The 18,905-nt window shown below is 43.4% G+C and carries 24 protein-coding genes; 14 read left to right on the plus strand and 10 right to left on the minus strand.

The window, feature by feature from the left end; genetic code table 11:
- Positions 1–59: 59 nt before the first annotated feature.
- Positions 60–1,112 (plus strand): hypothetical protein, encoded by a 1,053-nt coding sequence (locus MA03_RS01300; RefSeq protein ID WP_052883544.1) that lies wholly within the window; start codon positions 60–62, stop codon positions 1,110–1,112.
- 55 nt (positions 1,113–1,167) lie between these two features.
- Positions 1,168–1,590, plus strand: coding sequence for a hypothetical protein (locus MA03_RS01305; protein ID WP_052883545.1), 423 nt, complete (start codon positions 1,168–1,170; stop codon positions 1,588–1,590).
- On the opposite strand, the gene MA03_RS01310 is transcribed toward MA03_RS01305, so the two are convergent.
- The gene (locus tag MA03_RS01310; RefSeq protein WP_236944898.1) at positions 1,587–1,970 is read right to left on the minus strand and encodes a putative metallopeptidase; all 384 of its coding nucleotides are present in this window, start codon (positions 1,968–1,970) and stop codon (positions 1,587–1,589) included. The genes MA03_RS01305 and MA03_RS01310 overlap by 4 nt on opposite strands.
- Positions 1,971–2,174: 204 nt before the next feature.
- Complete coding sequence (locus tag MA03_RS01315; protein ID WP_052883547.1) at positions 2,175–2,552, minus strand: hypothetical protein; 378 nt, start codon at positions 2,550–2,552, stop codon at positions 2,175–2,177.
- A 90-nt stretch (positions 2,553–2,642) separates the two neighbouring features.
- Between MA03_RS01315 and MA03_RS01320 the strand changes: the two genes are divergently transcribed.
- Both MA03_RS01320 and MA03_RS01325 read left to right on the plus strand, forming a co-directional pair.
- Positions 2,643–2,897: a hypothetical protein gene (locus MA03_RS01320; RefSeq protein ID WP_052883548.1), complete on the plus strand. Its 255-nt coding sequence runs from the start codon at positions 2,643–2,645 to the stop codon at positions 2,895–2,897.
- On the plus strand, positions 2,885–3,304 hold the full coding sequence (locus MA03_RS01325) for a PIN domain-containing protein (protein WP_052883549.1): 420 nt from the start codon (positions 2,885–2,887) through the stop codon (positions 3,302–3,304). The genes MA03_RS01320 and MA03_RS01325 overlap by 13 nt, the downstream gene beginning before the upstream one ends.
- On the opposite strand, the gene MA03_RS01330 is transcribed toward MA03_RS01325, so the two are convergent.
- Entirely contained in the window at positions 3,301–4,500 is a 1,200-nt protein-coding gene (locus tag MA03_RS01330) for an aminotransferase class I/II-fold pyridoxal phosphate-dependent enzyme (protein WP_191118634.1), read from the minus strand. The genes MA03_RS01325 and MA03_RS01330 overlap by 4 nt on opposite strands.
- Before the next feature lie 113 nt (positions 4,501–4,613).
- Here MA03_RS01330 and MA03_RS01335 point away from each other — a divergent pair, with 113 nt between their 5' ends.
- From MA03_RS01335 to MA03_RS01350, 4 genes are all read left to right on the plus strand, one after another.
- Positions 4,614–5,903, plus strand: a complete 1,290-nt coding sequence (locus MA03_RS01335; protein ID WP_191118635.1) for a DsbA family protein — start codon at positions 4,614–4,616, stop codon at positions 5,901–5,903.
- Positions 5,904–6,005: 102 nt separating this feature from the next.
- Positions 6,006–6,527 carry an ECF transporter S component gene (locus tag MA03_RS01340; protein ID WP_191118636.1) on the plus strand — a complete coding sequence of 174 codons (522 nt, stop codon included), beginning with the start codon at positions 6,006–6,008 and terminating at the stop codon, positions 6,525–6,527.
- 26 nt (positions 6,528–6,553) lie between these two features.
- A complete protein-coding gene (locus MA03_RS01345) occupies positions 6,554–7,012 on the plus strand; it encodes a DUF4430 domain-containing protein (RefSeq protein ID WP_191118637.1) in 459 nt (152 codons plus the stop codon).
- Positions 6,993–7,592, plus strand: a complete 600-nt coding sequence (locus tag MA03_RS01350) for a DUF4443 domain-containing protein (RefSeq protein WP_052883554.1) — start codon at positions 6,993–6,995, stop codon at positions 7,590–7,592. The genes MA03_RS01345 and MA03_RS01350 overlap by 20 nt, the downstream gene beginning before the upstream one ends.
- Here the strand turns inward: MA03_RS01350 and MA03_RS01355 are convergent.
- Positions 7,559–8,263, minus strand: a complete 705-nt coding sequence (locus tag MA03_RS01355) for an HAD family hydrolase (RefSeq protein WP_052883555.1) — start codon at positions 8,261–8,263, stop codon at positions 7,559–7,561. The genes MA03_RS01350 and MA03_RS01355 overlap by 34 nt on opposite strands.
- A gap of 116 nt (positions 8,264–8,379) precedes the next feature.
- Between MA03_RS01355 and MA03_RS01360 the strand changes: the two genes are divergently transcribed.
- The 4 genes from MA03_RS01360 to MA03_RS01375 all read left to right on the plus strand — a co-directional run bounded on the left by MA03_RS01360 (position 8,380) and on the right by MA03_RS01375 (position 10,864).
- Positions 8,380–9,048 (plus strand): hypothetical protein, encoded by a 669-nt coding sequence (locus tag MA03_RS01360; RefSeq protein ID WP_052883556.1) that lies wholly within the window; start codon positions 8,380–8,382, stop codon positions 9,046–9,048.
- Between the two features lie 65 nt (positions 9,049–9,113).
- The gene (locus MA03_RS01365; RefSeq protein WP_052883557.1) at positions 9,114–9,617 is read left to right on the plus strand and encodes an Lrp/AsnC family transcriptional regulator; all 504 of its coding nucleotides are present in this window, start codon (positions 9,114–9,116) and stop codon (positions 9,615–9,617) included.
- A 48-nt stretch (positions 9,618–9,665) separates the two neighbouring features.
- Positions 9,666–10,097: a nucleoside 2-deoxyribosyltransferase gene (locus MA03_RS01370; protein WP_052883558.1), complete on the plus strand. Its 432-nt coding sequence runs from the start codon at positions 9,666–9,668 to the stop codon at positions 10,095–10,097.
- On the plus strand, positions 10,097–10,864 hold the full coding sequence (locus MA03_RS01375) for a molybdopterin-binding domain-containing protein (protein ID WP_052883559.1): 768 nt from the start codon (positions 10,097–10,099) through the stop codon (positions 10,862–10,864). The genes MA03_RS01370 and MA03_RS01375 overlap by 1 nt, the downstream gene beginning before the upstream one ends.
- Before the next feature lie 166 nt (positions 10,865–11,030).
- Here the strand turns inward: MA03_RS01375 and MA03_RS01380 are convergent, their stop codons facing one another.
- Entirely contained in the window at positions 11,031–11,786 is a 756-nt protein-coding gene (locus tag MA03_RS01380) for an ABC transporter ATP-binding protein (RefSeq protein WP_236944899.1), read from the minus strand.
- Positions 11,786–13,312 carry an ABC transporter permease subunit gene (locus MA03_RS01385; protein ID WP_052883560.1) on the minus strand — a complete coding sequence of 509 codons (1,527 nt, stop codon included), beginning with the start codon at positions 13,310–13,312 and terminating at the stop codon, positions 11,786–11,788. The genes MA03_RS01380 and MA03_RS01385 overlap by 1 nt, the downstream gene beginning before the upstream one ends.
- A gap of 83 nt (positions 13,313–13,395) precedes the next feature.
- Between MA03_RS01385 and MA03_RS01390 the strand changes: the two genes are divergently transcribed.
- Positions 13,396–13,890, plus strand: coding sequence for an AAA-associated domain-containing protein (locus tag MA03_RS01390; RefSeq protein ID WP_236944900.1), 495 nt, complete (start codon positions 13,396–13,398; stop codon positions 13,888–13,890).
- A 72-nt stretch (positions 13,891–13,962) separates the two neighbouring features.
- On the opposite strand, the gene MA03_RS01395 is transcribed toward MA03_RS01390, so the two are convergent.
- Positions 13,963–14,466 carry a hypothetical protein gene (locus tag MA03_RS01395; RefSeq protein WP_052883562.1) on the minus strand — a complete coding sequence of 168 codons (504 nt, stop codon included), beginning with the start codon at positions 14,464–14,466 and terminating at the stop codon, positions 13,963–13,965.
- A 50-nt stretch (positions 14,467–14,516) separates the two neighbouring features.
- Positions 14,517–15,167 (minus strand): adenylate kinase family protein, encoded by a 651-nt coding sequence (locus MA03_RS01400; RefSeq protein ID WP_236944901.1) that lies wholly within the window; start codon positions 15,165–15,167, stop codon positions 14,517–14,519.
- Positions 15,168–15,283: 116 nt separating this feature from the next.
- Between MA03_RS01400 and MA03_RS01405 the strand changes: the two genes are divergently transcribed.
- Positions 15,284–16,687 (plus strand): transglutaminase-like domain-containing protein, encoded by a 1,404-nt coding sequence (locus tag MA03_RS01405; RefSeq protein WP_191118639.1) that lies wholly within the window; start codon positions 15,284–15,286, stop codon positions 16,685–16,687.
- Between the two features lie 8 nt (positions 16,688–16,695).
- On the opposite strand, the gene MA03_RS01410 is transcribed toward MA03_RS01405, so the two are convergent.
- Both MA03_RS01410 and MA03_RS01415 read right to left on the minus strand, forming a co-directional pair.
- Positions 16,696–17,973, minus strand: coding sequence for an MFS transporter (locus MA03_RS01410; RefSeq protein WP_236944902.1), 1,278 nt, complete (start codon positions 17,971–17,973; stop codon positions 16,696–16,698).
- Positions 17,973–18,869, minus strand: coding sequence for an alpha/beta hydrolase (locus MA03_RS01415; RefSeq protein WP_052883565.1), 897 nt, complete (start codon positions 18,867–18,869; stop codon positions 17,973–17,975). Before MA03_RS01415 ends, MA03_RS01410 begins: the two co-directional genes overlap by 1 nt.
- Positions 18,870–18,905 lie beyond the last annotated feature (36 nt).

The following is an 18,905-nucleotide window of genomic DNA, read 5'->3' on the forward strand; positions in this document are numbered from 1 at the left end:
TAAATGTTAAAAAAGATATTTTTATAAAACGCTATAACGGAGTGCTAGAATAGGATAAGATGTTATTGGACAATCAAATCCTACCTGCTATAGCAAGGAGTGGTCTTGCATTAAAGCTGAATCCCAACGAGTGGGAGGTTGTAAAAGCTTCTACCAGTGCGTTAACCATAGCAAAGATATCGGAGACTACACGACTACCTTACAGTACTGTGATAGATACTGTGAGAAGACTTTCCCGGAAAGGGATCCTATTTTCATTTGTTCCATACTGCGATATGGTGGGATTAAAACCAATTTTTCTACTATTCCCAGACAAGCCCATAAAGAGTGTACCGGTTTACACAAGGGCAGTGTATTCGTTGCTTGGAAGACAACGCTACAAAGCAGTAAGCGCATTGGTTCCCGTGAAACTTATAAACGATTATATTTCCTATTTTTCCGAGGAGCCAATCGAATTTATCTCTACATACGAGATACGGCACTGGACAGCTTCTGGGAAACTTACTCAATACAATTCTAAGCTGGGTATACTTCTTCCACGGGAAGAAGGCTTAGAAGATGCACTGGTCGAGTCCCGTACAGCTCTTACTGAACATGAAAAAAGATGGGTGGATTGGGTAGACTTAATAATTCTTTACTTTAAGATGAGATACGCATTTACGAAACTCAGTGATGTATCTGAAATGGTTAAACAGGACTTCGCATTAAAGCCGCCAAGCAGGCAGCTCATGAGTTATCATTACAGAACCCATGTTGTATCCCTATGGTCGTATAATCGTACACTATTTCGATTAAATACAAGTTTAGTCCCGTTGAAGCTGTACCTCTTTGGTGGAAAAGAGGGCTTAACCGCTGCTAGGGTTTTAGTCCAAGCTCCATACATGTATGAGGGTCTCGTCGGAGAGTCCAGCGCAGCAGTTCTGGGACAACCTCCGAACTATATGGAACCCTTAATTCATGAAGTGTTAAACGTCACTAACGCAGATATGCCGTATGGTTCCCTTCTTGTGGTTCAAGAAAAGCAGACAGCTTGGATTAGTACAAGGGTTATAGAACACTACAGACAGAAAGGAGACTTTCCCCTCCCGGACATCGAGAGTTTTTCCACCTAGGTATTGTTTGGAAATGCTTAAATACTAGGTTAATAACTAAAATTATTAACTGAGTATGAGTACGACCGAACCCGAAATTATGGCCGAGCTCCTTAGCGAGGAGCTCGAGAACAAGGGGTACTTCAATATAATCTCAGAGGACGGGAAGACGCTTATACTCTACTCATGTCCTGGTGCTTGTTCTCCCATCTTTATTCGGATAGAAGAATCTGGGATGAGAATTGTAATTCCTCTATACGCGATAGATAAGAATATTGGAGACATAATTGGAGTTTTTAGGGAATCGTTAGGAGATATCCTTTCCTATAATGTATATGAGCTGTCTGAAAAATGTGTGGGGCTAGAAATTACTTCACCTGAGCTCTCATCATCTGATACGGACAGGATTATAAAGCTGATCAGAAATATACAGGGAACCTTGATGGTTCTAGAGAAGACAAGAAAAGATGTATTAGTCGAAACAGATGTTCTTCTTTAAGAACCCTTCTTCATAAAATAAATTCTAGCAAGTTTTTTCACTCTAGCACCGTTAACAATTCTCCCGTGAGGCCGAAGTCCTCCTGAAAAATTAGATGGGATATGAAGAAGCTCATGAATCAAGACCTCTACTTTACGCTCGAACTGCAGGCTATCATATTTTTCTGATATGACCTCTATCACGTACAAGGGCTCCAGTCCAAATGCTGACTGGAAAACTCGTGGGAGACCGTAAATACGGGCAACGGCAGAGCTTCTCGAACCATAGCTTCTAATAAATCCAACATTATCAAGTCTTATCCAGTTCATCCCTAGTTTGCTAACTATATCACGCGCTAAACTTTCCACGTCACGGGCAGGCTCATACCTTATCCTAGACACAATATTTTCTCGCATAGCCTTGATTTCTCTCCTTTATAAGGATTTGTAACTATGACACTTTCTCGGTAATATTTTCTTCTTTCATAACAACTAAACGTTTCTTTAGTTAACCCCACAGCTAACCATTGAAATACATCCCTAAAATTTTCACCTGTCTTAGATAGGTTTGTAATTCCTTGGAGCCGTTTTAGTTTCTTCCCGTCATTAAAAACTTAAGATGGAGGATAAGACTTCCCTGAAGGAGTTAATCCTTTTTACTATGGCCATCGCAGTGTATTTGCTCATGGCCGGGTATTCGTAGAATGATTTTAGAATGATCTTTTCTTCCCTTACTTCAATTTCCACTTCCTCTTGCTGCATTATGTCAGGTGGGAGCTTTTTGCCATCCACTTCAGCATACATAGCAAGTCTCACTTTGTCCCCTAGGGAAACTATTTCTACAGTCATGTACTGATCTAGAGCTAGTACGTCCCATTTTGGGTTTTTTTCTAAGGAAGCTAGCACTCTGTAAAGTTCCTGGAATCCCTCCAGAATGTAAAATTTTATTCCCTCAATTTCAAATGATCTTGTCTCGGATGCCACAATATTCCTCCGCTGAATACTCTTAAAAGAATCTTAAATTTATTTCCTCGTATAGCGAGATATATAAAAGGGGCATTCCTGGATATTTCCGTGCCAATACGTAAACGATACATCGTAAAGCTTGGAGAGGATGGTTGTCTAAAAATACCGAGAACCCTACTTGAAGAGATAGGTGCGACGCCAGGCTCATATGTAATGGTTACCCGTGAAGGGGCCAGTCTCATCCTGCGCTTCAGGGCTAAGAGGGTTCCCCTTAAACTCGGGAAACAGATCACGACATCTGAGATGGAGAAGTTAATAAAGGACGCCCTTGATGAGTTGGTGGTTGCGAGATGGGAGACGTGAGCAGGATAGTCGTTGACACGGATGTTTTACTTCATGACACATTTGAGGACAGCGAAAAGCATGCCGAGGCCTCGGGAATTCTTGATGAGGCGGATAGGATCTACCTTGCCTCTATCGTCGTCCATGAGTATCTATGGTTGTTGCTGACTAAGTTTAAGATAGACTTGGAGATAGTTCGCGAGAAGCTAGAGGAGTACTTCAGCGACTCAAGGTTTATTTATGTAAGCGAGAATAGCGAAGTATTTCTCAAAGCGTTAGAGTGGATGAAGGAGGATAACGCGGATCCTACTATGATCAATGACTACATTATTCTAGTTTTAGCGCAGAGGATGGGAGCTGTTCTCACAACCTATGACGAAGAGTTAAAGGCGATAGCTAGGAAAAGAGAGGTAAGCGTTTTACCTTAAGCATTCAGATTTTTTCTCATAAATCTCTCGATTCTCTTAAAGGCTTCATCCAGCAATTCAATGGGCGGTAGGAAAACAAGCCTTACGTGATTTCTACCTTTCTCCCCGAATCCAGAGCCATACACTACAAATACCTTTTCCTGAACTAGCAACTCCTTGGCGAATTCTTCGTCGCTCATCCGCAGATCCACACGCGGGAACGCATAAAAGGCCCCGTGTGGGGCTACTGGCATGTGGAAGCCCGGGATCTCATTTAGCCTCTTATAAGTATATAACCTTCTCTCATTAAGTCTCCTTTTCAACTCCTCAAGGTGATGAGGACTTTTCCTTGCAAAACGGGCTAAGGCTACCTGCATCGGGGTAACGGCAGAAAGGCGGGTCATGAGAAAGTTAAGTATCCCTGAGCGGATTTGCATTATTTTCTCTTCGGGTCCTTTGAGATAGATGTAACCCAATCTCCAGCCTGTGGCGAGGAAAGTCTTTGAAAAACCGTTTAGATCAATGATGATGTTATCTGGGCTAGCAACCTTAGCTGCACTTACAAACTCACCATCAAAGACAAGCGCGTCATAGATCTCATCGCTTACAACAGGTATATCGTTCTCCGCAGCTATGTCTAGGATTTCCTTGATTATCCTTGCAGGATAAACTGCGCCAGTCGGGTTGTGAGGATTATTTAAGACTAGGAACTTGGTTCCTTTATCTAAAAGGCTTCTAAGCTTGTCAGTATCTGGGATCCATCCTTGATCCTCTAAAGCAGGGTAGAATACTTTTCTTGCATTATAGAAGTCTGCGAAACTTATGTATAACGGGTAGCTTGGATCAGGAATAACTATTTTATCACCCTCGTTAACCAGGGCTGCAAACAGTGCGTTTATTCCCTCTGAGACGCCACTAGTCACTAAAACATTACGAGGCTCTATCTCCACATCGTTCCACGTTTTTTCTTTAAAGGAAATTGCCTCTTGTAGTTCTCTTACGCCCTCTGAAGAAGCATAATAATTGTGTCCCTCCATCATCGCGTGGTAAACCTCCTCAATTAGTTCGCGGGGCGTTCTGAAGTCATACTTAAGCGGATCTCCAACATTCAAGTATATGACCTTCTCGCCTTTTTCTTCAAGACTCCTCGCCAGTGCATTATATTTTCTAATGGGATAATCAAGCCTCTCTATTCTTTTGGATAGCATTTTACTCATGTAAAAATATTCGTGAAAAAATTTATATATATTATCGTTTTTAAATGGCATAGATGTATAGACAAGTTTATTTCTTTCCGGTTTATAGCTAGCCCACGAGGACTGATACTTGAATGCAGAGGAAAAATTTACTGTTAATTATCGCTTCAGTCGTGGTACTCATAGGAATTCTGAGTGTTTTATACTTGATGAGGGGGTTTACAGTATCCTCCCGGACTATAACAGAAAGTTGCCCAACACCCTCACTCGTATATGTGTATGTCACAGAACAACAGAAAAACGCGGCGGACGCGATCACATCAGCTTTCAAGACTGTATTGAACCAATATGGTATAAACATTATAAACACTCCTGTGTGTACTCTTCCAGCGAGTTCCCTTCCTCAGAAGCTAAGGATCTATCCCGCGCTCCTATATAAAGGGGAAATACAGTCCCTTCAAACATATACTGTTGGAAAAATCGGAGATTATAATATATTAGCTCCAACCATATCAGCAACTTTCGCATACTACCAGGGTGTCAACACGACCTACGGTGTTACCGCCGAGGCGCTAATAGTAGAGAGCGATGCTCCCTACGCAAAGATCAACCTCACCGACAAGGATCTTAAAACTTTGTTGTCAGAGGTGGCTGTGGCTAACATTACAAAGGTGACAAGGCTAAAACCTGACGAGGCAGGAGTAAAAGTTCCATATGCTCCAACAATTTTGTTCAAGTCGGATTACAACCTTTCCCAAGGAGTACGCTATATTGTCAGGCTCAAAAACAACATATACACTGTTACGAACGAAACCCAGCGTGCCCTGGCAAGTTATCTAGGTTTAACAATTCTCGAGACAAGAGTATCGCCTGACCCCCTCTTGGACAAAGGCATAAACTTTGGATCTCCCTCCGCTATAACATTATATATTCTTGAAGACTATCATTGCCCGTTCTGCGCGGATTTTATAACAAATCTAGGGGGGTATCTCCAGTCTTTGGTCAGAGAGGGAAAGATTAGAATGGTTTTCGTCGATCTCATAATTCACCCCGAGGTCACAAGCATGCATGCATTTACCCGCTGTGTCTATAACTTAACAGGTGATTCAGAGGTATATTTCAACATCACCAGAGAATTGTACAAGAAGGGTATTTCAACAACTATAAACGACACGAAGCTTATCGCCTTAAAGTATCTACCACAGCAACTAGTCCAAAAAGCACTGGAATGCTCAAGCACGACAGAAAACTTAGTTCTACAGGATTCGCAGCAATTAACAAGCCTAGGCTTTACCGGTACGCCGACCTTAATATTCTGGAATAACACAACCCAGAAAGGACTCATTATAGAAGGATGTTTGCAGCAGCATCCATGTATGACAGAAGAACAACTCAACAACATTTTACAATGGCTCGGGAAATAATCTTAAGGTTTCTTTCTTTAAGCATGACCGAAGAATAAAATGAATAGTCTTGAGCAAGATCTAAAAAAGCATAAATATTGGATTTTTGTCCAGGATTTAGAAATGAAATCAAAGGAGTTAAGCCTTGTAGCCATATTTGTCTCGTTGAGCATAGCTTTGAGGGTTCTGAAAAACCTTGCAACTACTGTACAATTTGTGAACATACCGCTAGCGTTCGCCTTATTAGCCTCTACCCTTTATGGCCCACACGTAGGTTTTCTAGTCGGTTTCCTTTCCTATTTTCTTTCAGATCTGTTAATATTTCCAGGGATTTGGACACTGATAAACTCCATACTAGCTGGTTTTACTGCATTTTTGTATCCACACTTTATTTACGATAGAAAGGATAAGGTTGTTTTCTTCATATCAACTTTCTTGTCTATCTTCTTATTCGATATTTTTTCTTCAGTCGTCCTTTACATCCTATTTGGCGTAAGGCTCCAAGAGGCAATTCTCGTGAGCATAGTTGGTCTCTTTCTGCCTGTCATGGGAGGCTATCTTATAGGTGTCGGGCCTCTCACAGAGTTCGTAACAGCCTTTCTTGTGGTAGCTTTATACGAGGGGCTGAAACGGCGAAAAATATAAAAAATGGCTAAATATCCATGTTTCTTGTGAGCATCAATAAGAACCAAATACTCTTGCTCGTGTTGTTGATATGGGCCTTAATTGCAACATCAATTGCAAGCTATCTGTATTTAGAGAACCAATCGTTAAGCCGTGAATTAAGCGTTATAGGCAACAAGTATGTCCGAGTAAACATCGGTATTGTTTACGGTAACGGCACGAGGACATGGTATAACGGTACGTTGCTCCCTAGAGGTGCTACGGCTCTTACAGCCCTAGTTACCGTTGCACGGGTTGAGTATAAACTAGGCTCTTGGGGGGCGTACGTAACCAGTGTCAACGGGGTTCAAGAGAACATTATTTCGAAGAGTGAGGGGTACTCGTGGATGTGGTACAGATACGACCCTAATAAGGGAGAGCTCGTACCAGGAGAAGTGGCCTCTGATAAGTATAAATTGGCTGACGGAGATGTTATTGTATGGAGTTATGAGCATTGGAAGTTCTAGAAGCCAGTTACTCGTAATGCTTTTTCTCTATGTTAATCAAGGATATTCGGGAAGGGTTAGCTTAGCTAGGACTCTAGGGTTAGGAGAAGGGAGACTCAGGGGGCTGCTTTCCCAGCTCTCTACAAATAAATGGGTTGTGAAGGGCAGGGCTGGAACGAAGCTTTCAGCGAAGGGTTTACAGGAGCTTGAGTATTATTTACTAAAAAAGGGAGTTACGAGATTATTTCTCGGTGAAGCTGACGAGTTGGGATCCAAGGTTGCGGTCATAGCGGAAACAATCCTTCCATATACAGGTAAGGTGAAAATTCTAGAGCTACGAGATGAAGCAGTGAGAGGTGGCGCTAAAGGGGCTTTGATTCTAACCTACCATGAGGGTAAACTTCGAGTGCCACCCATAGAGGAAGATTTATGTTTCTACGCGGTCAAGCTGTGTAGAGAGGTACTTGGGAACACGCATCCAAGGGAGGGCTCCATGGTGTTCATAGTGTTCGCCGAGTCCCTAGGAGAAGCCCTTTCCGGCTTCGTGAACATCTTGGAGAGTAAACATTATGGGGAGTTAAGCCATCTTTCAATGACATGAATAACGTCTCCAATGGTCTGGACTAATGCATCAGCGCTCTTTGAATCGCCCCTAGCATATTTTAAGACTTGAATAGTCCTGAATCCTGCACTTTTAGCTCCCTCTATATCAGCTATAGGATCATCTCCTACGTGTACGCACTTTGAAGGTTCAGCACCGATAAGGTAAGAAGCCCAGAAAAAAATCTGTGGTGAGGGTTTTTTGAAAGCGAAGGCTTGAGAAGCCACGATCACGTCTATATATTTCATCACGCCGGCTTCACGTAGTCTTCTAGAAAGGATTTCATAGCTTCCTACGTTTGAGATGATGCCGATCTTTATTCCCTTACTGCTAAGCGCATCTATTACGTGCAAGGCCTCTGGATCTAGCCGAAAGCCCTCCACATAGGATTCCAGGACTTCGCTGTATAGCTTCTCTACAGCCTCAGGCTTAGGGGTTACTCCAAGCCTCCGGAGGAAAAACATCGCTCTAACAAGGTCCCAGGCTTCAAGGTCCCCGGGCAATATAGCGGTCTCTTTCCAGAGTTCTAAGGCCTCCTTATCGCTGAGTAGGATTTGATAATGCTTTTCGACAAAAGATGCGAGGCGCTTTCCCAATAATTCCTGAAAACCGGTATCGTAGACAAGAGTTCCTCCCATGTCAAAGAAAACTGCTTCAACCGTGCTTTTCATCGATGTAACAGTTAGTCCTGGCTTATTTTCTTTAACGTTTATATCCTTAAGGGATTCTCAGGGACAAAACCTTTATACGTCGTTATATACTTTCAGGAATCAAGGTCAGCGGTTACATGGAGAATGAACACTTAAATCCCTCCAGGCTTGTTTCGAAGGGGAGAATAAAGGCGCTTTTTTCAGAAGAGGGGGATATACTGTATCTCGATATTGATGGGAGTATATATGAGGGAATAGGAGACACAGTCCCAGTGCCGATTTGGAGGTTGAGGCGTCTAAGACTGAAAGACATTCCGAATGAAGTATTCATAGAGCCGGTTGAAAGGATTCAAGAGAATATAGTATATACATTACGCTACTCTCCAACTCTTTTCTTTGATGTAAAAGTCAGTAACAGCGTTGTGCTAATTGAGCTTAACGAGTGGGCTCAAACATGGGAAAGTTATATAGGGTTTTATGCATACATGGAAGCGCTCTCCACGACGCTCGAGGAGGCAGAAGAGGCTGGCTTTGTCCGAGACCTCTACGAGGAATTCTCGGATGACGCTTACACAGTATCTTTTATCATAGATATTCCGGGCGAAATGACTGTTTTGAAAGCGTTAAAGGTTGTGAAGAGGATACTCGCGGAAATAGAAAGGGTTGCTAGGTATCGGGCTGCCGTGCTAGCTTATCGGGAGGCTAGAAAAATAATTAAAAGGAGCAGGGGCTATGGAAGCGAGGATATGTTCCTCATGGATCTTGAAAAAATCTATCGAATCTTTGATGACCATTCCCCTCGGTAACCTTTCTAAAAAATTGGAAAACGTAAAATATAATTACTACAATTCTCCTAGAACCCGTTGAAAAAATGCTTGATGAAAAGGATGTCGCAATACTCGAGGTCCTTCAGGAGAACGCTAGATTGACAGTAAAGGAGCTTAGCAAGAAGATAGGATCCCCTATCACCACCGCACATGCTAGGCTTAAACGTTTAGAGCGGGAAGGCTACATAAAGGCGTACAGGGCAGTCCTTGAGCCGAAAAAGCTTGGGTTTCCGACGGTTGCGTTTATCTTTGTAAGTTTCGCTAGAAGCCAGGGCATTGATCAGAAAAAAGTTGCCAACGAGATAAGCCGTTTCCCAGAGGTGCAGGAGGTACACATTATTACGGGTGAATGGGATATTCTCGTGAAGGTACGTGTGGGAGGCGTCGACGAATTAGGCGATTTCGTGGTTAACAAGCTACGAAACCTTGAAGGTGTCGAGAAAACTTATACTTCAGTGGTGCTTGAAAGCATTAAGGAAACTACCAAGCTTCCTGTTAGCTTAAAATGGCCGCAAGCTAAGTCTATAGAAGCAAAGGGATCACTGTAAATCCAAGCATTGTTTTTACTATGAATCTTAAGCCTTAGGTGGTATGACATGAAGAAGGTTTATTTTGCGGCTCCAATGAGGGGTGTAAGGGGAGCTCTAAACGAGTCTAGAGAGCTTGTCAAACTAATGGAGGATAACGGATTAATGGTTTTAACCAAGCATGTCATAGAGGACGTACTTGATAATGATAAGGGTATGTCGCATCAGGAGGTATTTGAAAGAGATATCAGATTGCTAGATGAGGCTGATATTCTTATAGCCGAGGTTTCTTATCCTAGCCTCGGTGTAGGCTTTGAGATAGCTTACGCTCTCCTTAAAGGCAAGACAGTGGTGGCTCTAGTGAAGAAAGACAGGGTTGAAAGCCTCTCCTCCCTCATAAGGGGGATAACTATGAAAAACTTCCATCTTATAGAATATAGCTCTCCAAACGAGGCATTAGAAAAGATTCTAGACAAGACTGCCCGCCGGGGGGTTAGTTAGTGAAGGCTGCGATAATTCTCTTGAACAATGTATCTAAACCAGACTCTGCAAGGTGGTGGCTAGAGGGTTACTTGAAAGCCATAGGTGTAGAAGTAGCCACATATAGTCTTAACTTTGAAAACCTCGATTCTCTGGGAGGGATTTTCGAAAAAAACGACGCAATTATTGTTGTTGGGGCAGCAGGGGATAAGAGAGCAGCGTCAAAAATCGCTGAAATCCTGAAACTAGGCGTGGAGGTGAACCAGGAAGCCCTCGAGCTTATCCGCAACTATTACTCTGATAAGATGGAGATCCCTAAAGATCTCGAGGATAAGGCTGTAATGCCTGAGTTCAGCTATGTTATTCAGAACGAGCGTGGAGCTGTTCCCGGTTTTGTGGCTTTCAGCCTAACAGATGACAAGTTCATAGCTGCGACGCCTCCTCGGTTTGAAGAAGCGGTTGAGTGCTTCGAGCTGGGCATCCAAGACTTCTTTAGACAGAAAACGGGTAAAAAATACTCCGTCACCTTTGCCCTATATCTAGATGGAAGCATAGATGCTGCGGAAAAAATAGTGGAAAGGTTACACCAGAAGGAGAAGAATGTCTTCATGCGTTTAGATGCTAGGTTTCTTGGAACAAGAGGTGTCCCCATAGCTTTCACTGTTTTTGCTGAAAGCCCGGAAGAGCTTTCAGATACCATGTCGCGGTTAGAAGAAGAATCTTCGAAATTGGCTAGCGAGTTGGGGCTAAGAATCTTCGAAAAGGAAAGGAATGAAGAGGAGATGTAAAAACTTTCTAAACTTGTTGTCCGAGCATGGCTTACCCACTTGTTAAATTTTTATAATTTTTCTCCATATAGAGGTGGATGATGAGTGAACTCCCCGTCATGAAAGATGAAGAGGTTTCTGGTCGCTGACTTGCGAGTTCTTCAAAAAGCGGATGGTTCGGGTTCTCTTATGAGCTTATCAGTTCGTACACCTTGTCTTCGAGTGCTTGAAAATCTGCTGATCTTCTATCCCGAGGGCGTGGAAGGTTAATATCAACAATTCCTGCTATTTTGGCGGGTCTTGCCGTTAAAACTATCACTCTATCAGCCATCAATATAGCCTCATCGACGCTGTGGGTCACCATAAGGATTGTTCTAACTGAAGTCACCCCCCACAACCAAAGGTCTAAAACTTCGGAGCGAAGAGACTCGGCAGTCAAAGGATCCAAAGCAGAGAAAGGCTCATCCATAAGTAGAAGAACAGGCTCTATGGCCAATGCCCGTGCGAGATTAACCCTTTGTCGCATGCCTCCGCTGAGCTCACGTGGATAGAAGTCTTCGAAGGAAGCTAAACCTACTAGCGATAAATACTTACGCGCTCTCTCTTTAGCCTCCTGCCATGATAAGCCATTCACCCTCAGCGGGAGTGCCACATTTTCGAGGACACTCATCCAAGGTAATAAGGTCGGGAACTGGAAAACAAATCCTATTCTAGCATCCTTTGAGGTAAAAATAATCTCGCCCCCATCTGGCTTCTCGAGTCCTGCTATAATCCTGAGAAGCGTCGTCTTCCCGCAACCAGATGGTCCTAGTATAGCTACGAACTCCTCTCCGATGTCAACGGAAATTCCATCAATAACCTTCAAAGTCTTCGAGTCCTCTGTGAATGACTTCGTGATATTCCTGAGTGAAAGAATAACCTTGCCTCTACTTATTCCACTCACTAATCTTCCCCCCCGTACTTGCCCTCTATATATTTGAAAAACCTCGACCATAAAGTCTTGTTGATTAAGACTATTACTGATGAAAGAAGAAGGGCTGAAACTACTAGTCCCTCAACGTCTCCCTGTATTGCTAGCCTGTTAAGCAGTGCACCAACGCCTCCTATGTCAATGCTGTGATCACCCACCACAACATACTCTGCCACCACGCTGGCGTTCCAAGCACCACCCCAAGCGCTCAAGGCTCCAGTTGCGATTGAAGGAAGAAGGGAGGGCACGAAGACATATCGTATGAAAGGTACTCCACGTATTTTATAAACCGAGGAAAGCTCTTCAAGGTCCTTTCTGATGCTTGAAAGGCCGTATACAATTATGTTGTAATAAAGATACCAAAAAGCTCCCTGCAGAAAGACTATCAGGGATACTATGTAAGCCCCATAACTATAACCAAGTGCGATTGCGGCTAGCAAGGGCCACCAAATAATGGCTGGTATGGAGGCTAAGATTTCGCCAATAATTGATAAGGCCCCACCTAAGAGGACATTTCTATACGAGATAAATGCGACAAGCAACGATAACGAAAGGGATAGTAGTAGGATAAACACGATACGTGCAAGCGTTATCGGTATTTCATAGAGGACAGCTAGCATCTTCGGTAGAAAGTTAGGAAGCCCAATACTTCCCAGGCCCGCTATAATGTTTAGGGCAAAAATCACTAAAGCTACTAAGATTGAGAGCCTTATTAAAAACCCCAATATTTTCTCGAACTTTTTGAGTTTTTTTTCAACGACTAAAGACAACTCACCCAATCCCCCCCATGTGGCTGCAACAATATCATGGATCTTGTCATAAACCGCTGTAAAGCTAGGCAAATTTAAGCCGAGATTCTTGGAGGCAGCCGGGTTCCAAATCAAGAAGTAGGTTAGGGTGATTATCAATAATAACAATGCTACTCCCAGATAAAATCCTAATAGGTTGCCCGAATTGAACTGCTCTATTATAAAGCTTCCGAGGCCTGTCACTCTATACTCGGAACTACCAAGCGATACTACTTCTGCTGATGTTAAGAAGAACCATCCTCCAGCCCATGATACCAGGCTGTTTGCTATAAGAGACCTACGGGAGACAGGTGCATATATAAAGAAGAAGCGGGCAGCGTGCCCAAAATTATAAGCCTTCACTAGGTCATCATATGAAGGGTCGAGGGATTTGACGGAGGAGTAGACCCCGAATATCATGTTCCAGACAAGGCTTGTCCAGATCAAGAATATGGATGCCAGCTCTACACCGATTCTCTCAGGGAAATATGTTACAAATAAGATTAGAGCTGCTGGGAAGAAGCCTAGTATCGGGATCGATTGTAAAATATCCAATATCGGTAAAAGGATGCTCTCCACTGTTTTGTTCTTTGCCATAGCGCTTCCAATGAGCAAAGCTGTAAGGACGGATAGAACATAAGCGGCTAGCATTCTGAAAAGGCTCGCGGTTGCTGCTGCTAAGAGCATTGTGTAGAGAGGCACGCTGTCCACCACTTTAACTTTAAATTCAATGCGTGCAAAAAATTAAAAAATCTAGCTCGGTATAATTATTTAATAGAAGGTGATAGAGGTAAGTGTCCGAGGATCCAAGTAGTAGTAAGCCTCGTAAAATATTGCTTCCCGTTGACGTAACTCCCGACCATGTCCTTGGGCTTGTCGAGGTCTTACACGGTCTGGGGGGTAGTGTAGACTCCATGTATGTAGGAGACGTACTCAGGGAGAATATACACGTCTTGCCAAAAGCGATAGATGTTGCTGAAGCTTTAGGCCTGGTGAAATCTGAGGGTGGAAACTTAACGCTAACCGAGCTGGGGAAAAGGGTGGCCTCAAGTGATCCTAAAAGCCTGAAGTACTTGCTAAGGAATGCACTGAAACGCATCGAACCTCTAAGCGAAATAGTGGATCTCGTCTCAAAAAAGAAGAGGATAAGTGTAGAAGACTTCGAGAAACTACTTGAAAACTACTATCCTGCTAGGGTCGAGGCAGCAATGAAAAATATTCTCATCTGGGGGGCTTTTCTCAACGCTTTTAAGATGGACGAAGATGACGAGGAAATACATTTAATATAGCCTCGTCATGTAGATTTATTTAAGGATGAAGTTTGCTAGGGCCGAAAGATGAGGCTTACGGCGGAGGCTGATTCAAAATAGAGTCGTTTGTCTGCCCCTATCCTTTAATTTAACTTCCGGGAAGGTGTCCCTAACAGGAAGGTATACCTTCTCATAAAAATCCTTCTGTGAGAGCAGTACCTCCTTGTCAAAACTTGACACGTACTCCAAGGCGAGCTTCCACGCCTCTTCGAAAGGCATGACAGATTCAATCCTTCGGACGATTTCTCTTTCAAAGTCTTCAGGTGTTTGTTCTTTTCCTCCAATAGCGAACCATCCGTTTTTGCCGAGAAATGCCTGCTCGTCTCCGACATAAGCTACGCTTCTAACAGTTTCTCTTTCAAGCGACTTAGGTGTCTCTCCTGGTATTTCCCTTGTGGAAGCCACGGGTACTCCTCGCCTCTTTGCCCATGCATAGAATATGGCTCGATTTAGCCCAAAGGATAAAGCCTTTTCACGGTCACCCGTCAATACATAATATCTTGCTGCTTGGAGAAGAGCCATTACCTGGAACCTTCCAAGCCCTTTACTTGTCATAATTATTTATTTCTCTATTGTGTTACCTAATAAATATGCTTGATTTTCACTCATGGTATTGCTGGTAAAGCTCTACTCTTCTGGAACAATCTACTTAGTTCTTGAAGAAGCAGTGGTATAGACTGCCGAGCATCACCACTCGCGTCGAAAAAGAAGAGTTTTCCACGTCCTTTGTAGAAATAGAGAACAGGGGATATTGTACTCAAGTACTCATTGTAACGTTTCGTTATTATTTCCTCTCTATCGTCCTCACGCCTTATGAGATTCTCCCCGCATTTGTCGCATCTACCTTTTCTTAGGGGAGGTTTCCATTGAGAATGATAAATTTCACCGCATCTAGGGCAGTATAACCTACCTGAGAGCCGTTCAACTATAACTTTAAGTGGAGCATCCAAGAATACAACTGTGTCTAGCGGAAAATGCTCTTCTAGCGTCTCAGCCTGCGAGTACGTACGAGGATAACCGTCTAGAATAAATCCGCCACTACACTCTGAGCTCGAGAGTCGCTGGAAGAGAACCCTGTTGACGAGATGATCTGGAACTAGGAGGCCTTTTGACATGTATTTTGAGACCTCTTTTCCAATATCAGACCCTGAAAATACCTCTCTCCGTAATAGTTCGCCTGTCGAGATATGAGGTATGTTGAAAAAGGCTGAGAGCATGGTTGCATAAGTTCCTTTTCCTACTCCTGGAGGGCCCAAGAGGGAGATCCTGATGCTTATCCCTATTTACATTATTAATTTCAATTATTAAGTATTTCGTTTGGAAAATTGGATAATTAGAGCAGGATTTATATTAATGTATGGAAAAAATACCTATGCATGACAGTTCATCAAAGGAAAACATACTTGATTTTCTAAAGATGCCTCTTCAAACTGATCTTAAAACGTTAATTGAGAGCGGGGAGCACGAAAAAGCTATACTCGTAATCAAGGAATTATTATCTCGGACAAGAGGGGAGCAACAGCTAAGGCTCAAATTCGAATTATTAAGGCTAGAGCTTCTCGAGAAAGAGTTTCCCTATAGTCTAGAGGAGGCTTTCCACCTCGCCTCAGGCGAACTTGTTTCTCTATCAATTCAGGAATTCCAGGATCTTATTGGAAGAGGCTGTGTAGATCATATAATCTCGAATGGTCACGTGAGGGTTCATAAGAGATTTGTGCCCAACATGTTCTGGCTGTGTCCTGAGCTCGGTAGCAGAAGGAGAAGAGGGGAGAGTGAGTTAGGGGCCATTGAGCGCGAGGCTTTACGTTGGCGGGCAGAGAGGGTTAAGAAGTTTTCAGAGGATACAGACGAGAGATATGTATTGCCCTTAAAATACAAAATTCGATTTTCACTAAAAATTCATGACAGGAGACGCTACCCTGGCATACTCCGTGTTTGGATACCGATACCCCGTGAGGAAGGGATAAATCGCGAAGTTAGAATTTTGCATTCGGATCCAGCATTCAAGCACGTAGCACCTCCTATGCACCCGCAAAGAACCATATACTTTGAGCTAGAGGAGACGCTGGATTCACTTGAAGTCGTCTACGAGTTTACCTCCTACGGGTTTTATGTAAAACTAAATCCAAATGAGGCTAGTATTACTCAGAACTCAGAAATCTTGTCCCGTTATACCGTTGAGAAGCCCCCTCACATTGTTTTCAGCGACCACCTGATTAAACTTACAAAGAGAATCATCGAGGATGAGCCAAACCCTCTTAGAAAAGCTCAAAGGATATGGGATTGGATAACATCTAATGTTCGCTATACCTACGCCTGGGATTATTCGCTTTACGATTCGATAAGCGAGTACGTTGCAAGAAATTTACGCGGTGACTGCGGTATGCAGGCAATACTTTTCATAACGATGGCTAGGATAGCTGGGATACCTGCGCGCTGGCAATCGGGCTGGTATCTAAACCCGGTTCGTCCAGGGATGCACGACTGGGCACAAATCCATATAGAGCCTTATGGGTGGATTTACGTGGATCCGAGCTTCGGGAATAAGAATAAAGGTGATGGTTGGCGAAACTCTTTCTATTTTGGCTCTATTGAGGGGTATAGGCTTGCGGCGAACATTGATATTTCGACTCAGTTCGACCCTCCAAAGGAATACTTTAGATCTGATCCTGTTGACAATCAACGAGGAGAGGTAGAATCTAAAGAGAGGAACATGTATTACGATGAATGGGAGAGCAGTCTTGAGATACTAGAGGTGGAGAGGCTGGAAAAATAGGCTGGCTTCTATACCCTGTCTTTAGGATAGGTTTTGTGTATTAGCCCCCAGATGAGTAGCACTACTAGCCAGAACGACACGGTGAAGGCAGCTGAGGTTGTCATTGAAGAAATAGTATCAGCGGATCTGAATACCGAGCCTATAAGCCATGGGTAAAACGTAGGACCGATGGTCCAGCCTAGGTTATTGAGTATGCTGTAGACGGCGAAAACCGTGCCCCTGTGCTCAGGTATGACGACCTCGCTTATTATCGAGTTGATGTTAGGGTACGCGAATGTGGTAAACATCATGCCGAATAACACGAGCAACGAGGGCGGTAGTAAAGCTGAGAGGTCTGTGATGCCCCTAGGATAGGGATATAGTATCATTGTGATCATTGAGAGATAACCTAGGGCTACCCCAAATAACGGGATTTTTGTTCTCCCACTGATATCTCCCTTCTTCACAATCCTATCGCTAAGAGTTCCACCCAGAATGTGACCAACTGCTATTGAGAATGTTGCCATAGCTATGATTAGAGAGGCGTTTTCTAGGGGTACGCCCCATTTGGTATGGATATAGTCGATCGACCAGACGCTTAGCATGCCCCATGGAATCGTCCAGGGCACTATCATAAGTAACATTAAAAGAACCGTCTTCTTCTTTAAGCTGGGTATTGCTTCCCTAAACCTATAAGCTTTTAATTCTCTTTTTGATTCGGAAAATCCTATAGTGACACCTCTGGAAGAAAGATAGAGAGAGATTGTAGTTAATAACACAATTATTCCCGTTATAGTATAAGCTATTCGCCAGGGTAGCAATACGCCTGCGACTATGATTGCTACAATCATTGCTAGTACGCTGGACACATAATAATACGCGTATCCCTTCCCCCTACTCTCAGGTGGTATCGCGTCCGAGATAAAAGCGTAAATAACTGGGCCTACTCCAACGAAGCCCAAGCCAAATACGAGAAAGTAGACAAGTAGTTGGTCATAGACACGCGAGGTTGGAACGAGTAAAAGGCCTATCGACATGACTAGTCCCAATACAAGTAGAACGGGTCTACGGCCCTTTTTATCAGCTAGAACTCCCCAGAGGAAGGAAAATATAAGACCGATACCCTGAAGCGCACTTGCTATAAGTCCCCCGTAAAACCTCCAATTTTCTTCCGTGGTTCCGGGAATAAGGCCTTCATCGTGTAGTGTTCGCATGATAGGGTTCAACATGTAATAACCCATGGAATAGGAGAGCACAAGAAGGAATAAGGAGGCAAGTATTGTACCGATTCGTGGCCTGGCAGACACTATAACCACCTCTCAAAAAAGCCTATAATTCTTTTCTCGTACTCCTCAGGGTAGTCAATAATCGAGGAAACGTGTGCTGAGGAGGTCAGCCACAGTTCCACCTTTTCATTTGACCTGCGGGCAAGATCATAGAATTTCTTTATCTCGTCGGGTGACACGAGGTCGTCTCGAGCACCAGCAACGATGAGTAGTGGAATCTTTATCTTTTCCGCGAAGTTGTACATTATGAGGTTCTCGGGTCTTATTCCTGCGCGTCTAGCGGTAAACCACACTATTAGAGGGTAGGAAATTCTCAATAACATACCAATAACTCCCTTAACACGTCTTACCCAGCGCATTCCTGAATTCCTGATATCTATATATGGGCTGTCGGCGACTGAAGCTTTGACGCGCGGGTCGAGAGAAGACACGATTAGAGTTATCGCTCCACCCATCGAGAAACCCATCAATCCCAGTCGTGACGCAAGATTTCTCTCCTCAAGCCAATCAATTATTTGCATAACATCCTCGCTTTCCCTGTATCCCAGCGTCGTAAACTCGCCAGTGCTGGCACCGTGTGCACGCATATCGAATACAGCTACATTATACCCATTACGGGCCAGAATGGAGAGGGCTTGCTTCATGTAGCCCTCGTCCCAACGGCTCGAAGTATAACCATGGATCAATACCACTGTCTTGTCTTTATTACCTTTGACAAGCCATCCTCGTAATATAATGCCGTCCTTTGTTCGGATCTCTATATTCTCGTATTGATGTCCTAGATCCTTAGGTGTCCATTCTCCTTTTCTTCTAGGAGGTTTAATCATTTTTCCTGATGCTAGGTATGCTATACCTATTATAGTTCCGAGAGCTAGAATGAAAAAGATTGTTATAAGTATAGATAATTCTGTTATCACAAAAGTTTATTTTTGTATTTTTCAATATATATTTTA

Source organism: Thermofilum uzonense, from assembly GCF_000993805.1.
Taxonomy (GTDB): Archaea; Thermoproteota; Thermoprotei; order Thermofilales; family Thermofilaceae; genus Thermofilum; species Thermofilum uzonense.